Below are 8,728 nucleotides of genomic sequence, written 5' to 3' on the forward strand. Positions count from 1 at the left end.
GCGCCGGGCGGCGAGGGCCAGCCCGGGAGGTTGCGTCTCAGATGGTGAGACGGCAATATCATCCTATGGACAATTCTAGCGGCGTCGGAGTCATCGACAAGGCCGCACTCGTGCTCGACGCCCTCGAGGCCGGCCCCACCACGCTCGCCCAGCTGGTGGCCTCGACGGGCCTTGCGCGCCCCACGGTCCATCGTCTCGCCCTCGCCCTCGCGCACCACCGCCTGGTGGGGCGGGACATCCAGGGGCGGTTCGTCCTCGGCAGCCGGCTCGTGGAGCTCGCCTCGGCGGCCGGCGAGGACCGCCTCATCGCCGCTGCGGGACCCGTGCTGCTCGGCCTGCGTGACGCGACCGGTGAGAGCGCCCAGCTGTTCCGGCGGCAGGGTGACTGGCGCGTCTGCGTCGCGTCGGCCGAACGGCCCGTCGGGCTGCGGGACACCATCCCGGTGGGAACGCAGCTGTCCATGAAGGCCGGATCGGCCGCGCAGTGCCTGCTCGCGTGGGAGGACCACGACCGGCTGCTCAAGGGACTGCAGCAGGCCCGGTTCACGCCGACCGTGCTCGCGGGCGTGCGACGACGCGGGTGGGCCCAGAGCCTCGGCGAGCGCGAGGCCGGCGTGGCGTCGGTCTCCGCTCCCGTGCGGGGTCCGTCCGGGCGGGTGATCGCCGCCGTGTCGATCTCCGGTCCCATGGAACGCCTCACGCGGCAGCCGGGGCGCATCCACGCAGAGGTCGTCGCAGACGCGGCGCGCCAGCTCACGCTCGCCGTCAGTGCGTCCTCGGACTGACATGGCATCCACCCGGTACGCCGTTCTCCTGCGCGGGGTCAACGTCGGCGGCGTGACGGTCCGCATGGCCGAGCTCCGCGCCCTGCTCGCGGACCTCCCCGTGAGCGGCGTCGCGACGGTCCTCGCCAGCGGCAACGCGGTCTGCTCGTCCGCCCTCGACGCCCCCGGGCTCCGGAGCCGCGTCGAGGAAGCCCTGACGGCGCGCTTCGGCTACGCGGCTCGGGTGGTCGTCGTCGACCATGCCGGCCTCGCCGCGATCGCCGCTTCGGTCCCGACGCCGGACGACGCGGGGGCCGACGGGCAGGCCGTCCACACCTACGTCACGTTCTTCACGGGCACCGACGAGCTCGCGGCGTTCCTCGAGGACGCTCATGGGCTGCACCCCACGGTGCTGGCCGGCGGCACCGCGATCGGGTGGTTCTCCCCCAAGGGGCGGTCCACCGACGTCCCGCTCGCCCGGCTGCTCGCCCGGGCGCGCTACGCGGCGACGTCGACCACACGGAACGTCAACACCGTGGACAGGGTGCTGCGCCTCCTGGGGTGAGCGACGACCTCCGGCCGCTGCACCCTGCTTGGTAGTGTTCGGGCTAGCCCTCACGACCAGCCGAAGGACACCATGCGCCTCATCGCCCAGGATTGCCACCAGCTCGAGCACCAGAGGGGCTCGCACGGGTTCGTGGTGGCGGGCGCCGGTCACGCGGCAGTGGTGGACCCGGGCATGTCCTCCGGGTTCGACGGCGTGATCGCCGAGCTCCGGGCGAACGAGGACACAACGGGTCCGATCACGGACATCGTCCTCACCCACTACGACGTCGACCACGCGCAGGCGGCCCGGCGCCTCTAGGAGGCCCTGGGCGCCACGGTGTGGCTCGGGGCCGCCGACGCCGACACGCTGCGCGGCGTCCTCGAGCCGTAAACCCTGTTCCGGAGGATGCTGCTCCGGGTGGCGCGTGTGCAGCTCCCCACCGGCACACGGGAACTCAGCGGCTCGGGCGAGATCTTCCCGGGTCTCGCGTACTTCCCCACGCCGGGCCACACGCCGGGCCACTACGCCTACCAGTGGCGCGGCGTGCTGTTCACGGGCGATGCGGTCAGGGTGGGCGCCGACGGCAGCGTGAGCCACTTCCCCCGGATCCTGATCGACGACGGCCCTACCGCGGCGAGCACCGTCCGGCTGCTGGACGAGCGCATCCGCACGCACTCGGTGGAGTGGATCTGCTCCGGCCACAGTCCGGTGGCCCGGGTTCCGGCGCAGGCCGGCTGACCAGCCGCCCGCTACGGACCCTCCGCGTCGGCCCGCGGTCACGCCCGAACGTCCCGCGAGCAGGCCGTACGCCCGGACCCGGTTCCCGGGCGCGGGGCTCCCACCCCCCCCCCCGGCGCGCCGGCGCAGGTCCGCCGACTCAGCGCGCTCAGGCCCGCCCCGCCGCCCGGAGGACCGCGGCGCGGAACCGGTTGCACCGATCCACCTCGTCCGTCACCGGACCCAGCACCACGGTCTCCGCCACCTGCGAGCAGGCGGCGAGGAGGCGGCGGCGTACGCGTGCAGCCCGCCGGGCTGCTCCCCAGCGGGCGAGGAGCGCCGCCACGACGCCGAGCAGGATCCCGGCGGCCACTCCTGTGAGGATGAGCAGGGTCGGTACGGGGAAGCCCTCGACCCGCGGGACGTCAATCGCGGGCAGTTGGAGGAACCCGAGGACCGCGAGGACCGCGAGCCAGGCCAGTCCTGCGACGAGCGCCGCGAAGGCGATCCACTGGAGGAGGCCGAAGACCCCCCACCATGCACGACGGCCGGTCTCCAGATCGGTGCCCGTCACGACGGAGTCGAGCGCGTCCGTCAGCTCTCCGGCAGTGCTGCGGGCGGCATCACGGATGGAGGTGTGCCAGGGCTCCGTGACCCCGACGGCTGCCGCGTCCCCGAAGACGCGCAGCGCCTGGTCCACCTTGGACCGGTGCGCGGGCTGGCTGAGGGGCAGCGACGAGCGGCGCACCTCGGGCATCACGTCCTGCCGCCGCAGGTTCAGCCGCCGCAGCGGGTCCGGACGGAACCTCCCGAGCCACCGTGTGACGGGCCAGCCCGTGACGGCGTGTGCGTCGCGGCGGTAGGAGGTGCGGACGGCGTCGACCACCACCCGCACACCCGCCGCCGATCCGAGGCCCTCGGCCAGGGCCGTCCGGGCCTCCTCCGACGGGCCGGCGGAGGGGTTCTCCGCCGTGAACGGGAGAAGGTCGCTCGCCGCCCGGGCAGCATCCGCTGCCATCCTCCGGGTGGCAGCGGCCCGGCTCTCGGCGAGGTCCCTGATCGCCGCCGCCAGGGCGTCCACGCCCTGGCCCGTCCGTGCGGAGACCGGGACGACGGCGACGCCCTGCAGTCCTTCGTCCGCGAGGATGCCGCCGAGCGAGGCCGTGACCGCGCCCAGGTCCTGCGGGTCCAGGCGGTCCGCCTGATTGAGGGCCACCAGTGTCACGGCCTCGTGCGTGCCGAGGTTGCGCAGGAAGCCGTGGTGGAGGGCGGCGTCGGCGTACTTCTGGGGGTCGACCACCCAGAGCAGGACGTCGACCTGCCCCGCCATCCGCTCCACGACCTCACGGTGGGCCAGGGCCGTCGAATCGAAGTCCGGCAGATCGAGGAGGATCAGTCCCGCTGCATCAGGGCCTGCGGACCCGGATCCGGTGGCATCGGTCCCGGCGGTGGAGGACCGGGTGGGACATGGCGTCATCGTGGGGTCGGAAGGCACCGACGACGCGCCGCGGCGCCACCAGCGCAGCAGACCACGCCGTCGCGGCGTCGGGTCGGCACGGACCTCCGCGGAGGGCTCGGCGTCCGGCGCCCCGCCGGCGCTATCGCCGAGGGCGGCGCGTCCGATACCCCCACCCCCTCCGGCATGTCCTCCAGGGTGGACACCTGCGACACCTCCGACTGGCCGCGCGAGAACCGCCCCGTCGGGCAGTTCCACCCGCTGGCGCACGCCGAGCCAGTCGAGCAGCTCACCGCTCCCCTGACGGCCCCAGACGAGCGCGAGGGGCTCGGAGGTCGTGGGACGCCTCGCAGCCACGCGGGCGGCGTCCGTACCGCTGAGGGCGTTCACGAGGGAGGACTTCCCGCTGCCGGTGGGTCCGAAGACCCCGACCACCGTGTGGTCGGCGGACAGCGACCGGCGGCTGCCCGCGCGGTCCAGCATGGCGTGCAGCCGCGCGATCTCGTCCTGGGGTAGGCGGTCCGTCCCGAGCTCGTGCGCCTCCTGCAGGTGCCCGAGGGCGTCGGTGAGGGATTCGGCGAGCGGGAGCTCCGCCGTCGCTCCGCGGTGTCCGCTCACGCGTCGTCCCCGTGGACGTCCGCCGCGGCGTGTCCCGCGGGCAGTGCGGTGCGGAGCCGGCTGGCCAGGACGCGCAGGGTCTCCGCCGGCGTCTGCCGGGCCAGCGGGTCGAGGAGGCGTTCGAAGGGTGCCCGCTGCCGCTGCAGCAGGGCCTCCACGCGCTTTGCGAGGTCGGAGCGGGCCATGGCGGTGAGGCGCCGGACTGCGTCGTCGCCGAAGACCGCCTCGAGCAGTTTCTGCCCCGCGATGGCGGAGGCGCCGGCGATGCCGATCTCACCGCCGGTCAGCCCACCGGTGGAGGCGAAGACCACCACCATCAGCGCGACGGCGATGCCGTTTACACCGAAGGAGAGCATGCGGGCCGTGAACCGCTTGTCGGCGCCCTCGGCCTGGACGAGCCGCAGGAGGTCCTCCTGCCAGGCACGGACCTCCCGCGCCACCTCGGCGGACACCTCGTCGGCACGCCACGGATCGAGCCCCTGCAGCAGCACGCTTCCTGCCGTGTCGCCACGCCACCGGCGCCGCGTCGACTCGTCAGCGCGGGCGGCCTGTTCCACGATGACGGTCTGCAGGCCGCTGCCGATGGCATCGGCCACGGTGGCGGCGGGCGCCGGCTTCCCGGTGAAGAAGGCGCTGACGCGGTCCCGTGCCCGGCCGATCCTCGATTCGAGCCCCCGCATGAACTCCCCCGTCCCCACGAAGTCCTGCCAGCGTGCGAGGACCTCGCCCCGCAGCAGCGTGCCGTCCTCCGTCGACGCCATGACGGTGGCCAGCGCTTCGCGATAGGCATTGTCCGCTGCTGCACGCAACCCATCCCCGACGGCCTGCTCGCGGCTCGCGGCCTCGGCGATCCCGTCGACGCGGTCCGCGAGTGCCCGCATCGCCCCCTGCACCGTCCGTCGCGCGATGTCGCGCCGCCCGTCGGCGTCCGCGGCGAGGGCCTGCAGCCACCGGGCGATGGGCTCGACGGCGTCCGGGGGCAGCATCCGCGCGGCGCCCAGCGGCAGTTCGGGGATGACGAAGATGGGGGCATGCCCGAGGTTCTCCGCTGACAGCAGCGTCAGCAGGTCTCCCCTGATCTCCTCCTCGATGCCGTGCGGCACCCGGTCGAGCACGATCGCCACGAGCACGTCGCGTCGCCCTGCCTCGGCCAGCAGCTTCCAGGGCACGGCGTCGGCGTAGCGGTTGGCCGTGGTCACGAAGAGCCAGAGGTCGGCGGCCGCCAGGAGCTGCCCGGCGAGCCGGCGGTTCTCGTCCGCGATCGAGTCGACGTCGGGGGCGTCCAGCAGTGCCAGCCCGGACGGCAGCGACGCCGTCGGACGCAGGAGCAGCGTGCCCGCTTCCCCACCCGATTCCTGCTGCTGCGCCGGCAGCCCGTCGGACGATCCCACGCCCGCCGCTGTCCCGCCGTCGCCCGCGAGCCGGACACGACCGAGGGAGGGCAGCACGCGGGTGTCGTCGAACCAGGGCGCATCGTCCGGGTGGTGGAGCAGGAGCGGCTGGCGCGTGGTGGGCCGGACGGCGCCCGTGACGGAGACGGGCCTGCCCACGAGGGCATTGACGAGAGTGGATTTGCCCGCACCTGTCGACCCGCCGACGACGGCGACGAGGGGCGCGTCGAGGCTGGCGAGCCGCGGCAGGATGTAGTCGCTCAGCTGCTCGCGGGCCGCCTGCTTCGATGCACGGGCATCGACCGAGCCTGGGAGCTGCAGCGGGAAGGCGAGGTTCTCGAGAGCGCTGTTGACCTCCCGCAGCAGCGGCGGAAGCCCGCGGGCGTCGCCGGCGGAGGAGGATGGGCTCATGGTCCCATCATGCCAGTGCTTCCCGACGCATCAGGGATCCGCCTCGGGAGGCAGACGCCGTATCAGGCCTTAAAGCAGGAAGCCCCGGACATCGTGGTGATGTCCGGGACTTCCCGATGGTGACCCCAGCGGGATTCGAACCCGCGTTACCGCCGTGAGAGGGCAGCGTACTAGGCCGCTATACGATGGGGCCAGTACTTTCCATCCTACTACTGTTCTTCTACTGCTTTTGCCATCCCGCCCGTAAGGGCGGAAGTGCGCTGGGGTACCAGGACTCGAACCTAGAATGTTGGTACCAGAAACCAGTGTGTTGCCAATTACACCATACCCCAAGGGCGCTTTTCGGAGACCCGGTGGTGCTGGGTTCCGGCCGCATAACTGCTCCGCGCCGAGAAATAACTTTACCGGACAGGAGGCAGGAACTGCAAAACGGCCGGTAGTCCCGCTATGCGCGGCACCTCCGACGCGCCCTCGGCGAGGACGCCCGTCGTCGTTCCTGAGTCCGTTCCGCGCCCTTCCCCGCGTCCGGCGCGGTCGAGCCAGACACCCACCAGCCCGGCCGAGCAGGCCCCTTCGGCGTCCACCAGCCTGTTGTCCCCGACGTACAGCGTGCGTTCCGGCGCCGTGCCGATCAGCCGGGCACCCTCCCGGTAGATCGCGGGGTCCGGCTTGGCCACCCCTACGGTATCGATGCCGACGAGGACGGCGATGCGCTGGAGTCCCGCCCTGTCGAGCTTGGCCCGCTGGTAGTCGTGCACGTTGTTGCTCACCGCACCGTAGGGGACGCCACGGGCATCGAGCGCGTCGAGCAGCGGGACGACGTCCTCGTAGGCCCGGAAGTGCTGTGGGAGCATCTGCTCGTAGGACCGCACCCACGCCTCGGCCACCCGCCCGAGGAACGGCTCCGGGGTGAACCCGGCCCGCGCGTGCCGCACGCGGTGCACGCGCTGCTCCTCGAACGTGAGCTCACCGGCTAGGAAGCGGTCGTAGTGCCGCTGCGGGTCGGTCGTGTACAGCGCCTTGTAGCGCACCCAGTCGTCGTCGCCCAGATGGCTGAGGGCCGGATCGGGGATGGCCTGCAGGGTGTGCCCCATGGCCTGCTCGAGGTCCACGAGCGTGTCGTCGATGTCGAACAGCACGCCGTCCACGGTCCCGTCCCGCGGCGCTGGCGGTCCGGCCGGAGCGGGCACGGGTCAGCCCGCCGTCTCGCGCAGGGCCCGGAGGCGCGCCAGCGAGGATTCGCGGCCCAGGATCACCATCGACTCGAAGAGCGGCGGGGAGATCCTGCGTCCGGAGACGGCGGTGCGGGCGGGCCCGAACGCCAGGCGCGGCTTCAGTCCGAGCGTGTCCACGAGTGCGCTCCGGAGAACGGCCTGCAGCGACTCCGCGTCCCAGGCCTCCACCCCCTCGAGGGCGTCCACCGTCGCGTCGAGCACGTCCCCGAGATTCTCCGGCAGGCCCTTGCGGGCGTCGTCGGCGATGTCCACGGCGTCGTCTGCCTTGAACAGGAAACCGAGCATCTCGGGCGCCTCGCCGAGCAGGGTGATGCGTTCCTGGATGAGCGGGGCCGCCTCGGCCACGATGCGCAGCTCCTCCTCCGTGGGCTCTCCCCCGATGATGCCGGCAGCGGCGAGGTACGGCAGCAGGCGGCTGCGGAACTCGGCGGGATCCAGGAGCCGCACATGCGTCCCGTTGATCGCCTCCGCCTTCTTGAGGTCGAACCGTGCGGGATTCGCGAGGACGTCGCGCACGTCGAACTTCTCGACGAGCTGCTCGACGGAGAAGATGTCCTCGTCCGCGGACAGGCTCCAGCCCAGCAGGGACAGGTAGTTGAGGAGCCCCTCGCGGATGAAACCGCGCTCCCGGTGCAGGAAGAGGTTGGACTCCGGGTCCCGCTTGGAGAGCTTCTTGTTTCCCTGGCCCATCACGTAGGGAAGATGGCCGAACAGGGGCATGTACTTCGCCACGCCGATCTCGATCAGCGCGCGGTAGAGGGCCACCTGCCGGGGTGTCGAGGACAGCAGGTCCTCGCCGCGCAGCACGTGCGTGATGCCCATGAGGGCATCGTCCACGGGGTTCACGAGCGTGTAGAGGGGCGCGCCGTTGGCCCGCACGACGGCGAAGTCCGGGACGCTGCCGGCGCGGAAGGTGATCTCGCCGCGCACGAGGTCCGTGAAGGTGATGTCCTCGTCCGGCATGCGCAGCCGCAGGACGGCGGGACGGCCCGTGGAGCGGAAGGCGTCCTTCTGCTCCTCCGTCAGCGTGCGGTCGTGGTTGTCGTAGCCCAGCTTGGGGTCGCGGCCCGCGGCACGGTGCCGTTCCTCCACCTCCTCGGGCGTGGAGAAGGACTCGTAGAGGTGGCCGGCCTCCACGAGCCGCGCGATCACGTCCTGGTAGAGCTCGCCGCGCTGCGACTGGCGGTACGGCACGTGGGGGCCACCCACCTCGACGCCCTCGTCCCAGTCGATGCCGAGCCACCGCATGGCCTCCAGCAGCTGCTGGTAGCTCTCCTCGCTGTCACGGGCGGCGTCGGTGTCCTCGATGCGGAAGACGAGCTTCCCGCCGGTGTGGCGTGCGTAGGCCCAGTTGAACAGGGCGGTCCGGATCAGCCCGACGTGGGGCGTGCCCGTCGGGGACGGGCAGAAGCGGACCCTGACGGGCGTGGCATCGGTGACGGTGGGGATCTCAGCGGCAGTAGTCATGATGCTCCCAGTCTAGGTGGGACCACCCGGCCCGACCGCGGGGGGGGGGGGGGGGGGGGGGGGGGGGGGGGGGGGGGGGGGGGGGGGGGGGGGGGGGGGGGGGGGGGGGGGGGGGGAGAGAG

Annotated in this window: 8 protein-coding genes and 2 tRNA genes; 4 read left to right on the top strand and 6 right to left on the bottom strand. The window is 72.6% G+C overall.

Annotated elements, in window-relative coordinates; all coding sequences use genetic code 11:
* The first annotated feature begins 65 nt into the window (after positions 1 to 65).
* From ACX80N_RS06560 to ACX80N_RS06575, 4 genes are all read left to right on the top strand, one after another.
* On the top strand, positions 66 to 785 hold the full coding sequence (locus ACX80N_RS06560) for an IclR family transcriptional regulator (protein WP_459338739.1): 720 nt from the start codon (positions 66 to 68) through the stop codon (positions 783 to 785).
* A gap of 1 nt (position 786) precedes the next feature.
* A complete protein-coding gene (locus tag ACX80N_RS06565) occupies positions 787 to 1,329 on the top strand; it encodes a DUF1697 domain-containing protein (protein WP_459338740.1) in 543 nt (180 codons plus the stop codon).
* A gap of 72 nt (positions 1,330 to 1,401) precedes the next feature.
* Positions 1,402 to 1,629, top strand: a complete 228-nt coding sequence (locus tag ACX80N_RS06570; RefSeq protein ID WP_459338741.1) for an MBL fold metallo-hydrolase — start codon at positions 1,402 to 1,404, stop codon at positions 1,627 to 1,629.
* A gap of 99 nt (positions 1,630 to 1,728) precedes the next feature.
* Positions 1,729 to 2,049 carry an MBL fold metallo-hydrolase gene (locus tag ACX80N_RS06575; protein ID WP_459338742.1) on the top strand — a complete coding sequence of 107 codons (321 nt, stop codon included), beginning with the start codon at positions 1,729 to 1,731 and terminating at the stop codon, positions 2,047 to 2,049.
* Positions 2,050 to 2,197: 148 nt separating this feature from the next.
* Here ACX80N_RS06575 and ACX80N_RS06580 read toward each other — a convergent pair whose 3' ends face one another.
* From ACX80N_RS06580 to gltX, 6 genes are all read right to left on the bottom strand, one after another.
* Complete coding sequence (locus ACX80N_RS06580) at positions 2,198 to 4,102, bottom strand: GTPase (RefSeq protein ID WP_459338743.1); 1,905 nt, start codon at positions 4,100 to 4,102, stop codon at positions 2,198 to 2,200.
* Positions 4,099 to 5,904, bottom strand: coding sequence for a dynamin family protein (locus ACX80N_RS06585; RefSeq protein WP_459338744.1), 1,806 nt, complete (start codon positions 5,902 to 5,904; stop codon positions 4,099 to 4,101). Before ACX80N_RS06585 ends, ACX80N_RS06580 begins: the two co-directional genes overlap by 4 nt.
* A gap of 117 nt (positions 5,905 to 6,021) precedes the next feature.
* Positions 6,022 to 6,097: transfer RNA gene (locus ACX80N_RS06590), tRNA-Glu, on the bottom strand.
* 67 nt (positions 6,098 to 6,164) lie between these two features.
* A tRNA-Gln gene (locus ACX80N_RS06595) sits at positions 6,165 to 6,236 on the bottom strand.
* Positions 6,237 to 6,305: 69 nt separating this feature from the next.
* Positions 6,306 to 7,052, bottom strand: a complete 747-nt coding sequence (locus ACX80N_RS06600) for an HAD family hydrolase (RefSeq protein WP_459338745.1) — start codon at positions 7,050 to 7,052, stop codon at positions 6,306 to 6,308.
* A 45-nt stretch (positions 7,053 to 7,097) separates the two neighbouring features.
* Positions 7,098 to 8,606 (bottom strand): glutamate--tRNA ligase, encoded by a 1,509-nt coding sequence (gene gltX, locus ACX80N_RS06605; RefSeq protein WP_459338746.1) that lies wholly within the window; start codon positions 8,604 to 8,606, stop codon positions 7,098 to 7,100.
* Positions 8,607 to 8,728 lie beyond the last annotated feature (122 nt).

This window comes from Arthrobacter sp. MDT2-16 (assembly GCF_054510925.1).

Excerpts from the sequence above, each read along its gene's own strand:
- ACX80N_RS06560 (WP_459338739.1), top strand. The coding sequence starts at position 66 with ATGGACAATTCTAGCGGCGTCGGAGTCATCGACAAGGCCGCACTCGTG.
- ACX80N_RS06585 (WP_459338744.1), bottom strand. The coding sequence starts at position 5,904 with ATGAGCCCATCCTCCTCCGCCGGCGACGCCCGCGGGCTTCCGCCGCTG.
- gltX (WP_459338746.1), bottom strand. The coding sequence starts at position 8,606 with ATGACTACTGCCGCTGAGATCCCCACCGTCACCGATGCCACGCCCGTC.
- ACX80N_RS06570 (WP_459338741.1), top strand. The coding sequence starts at position 1,402 with ATGCGCCTCATCGCCCAGGATTGCCACCAGCTCGAGCACCAGAGGGGC.
- ACX80N_RS06565 (WP_459338740.1), top strand. The coding sequence starts at position 787 with ATGGCATCCACCCGGTACGCCGTTCTCCTGCGCGGGGTCAACGTCGGC.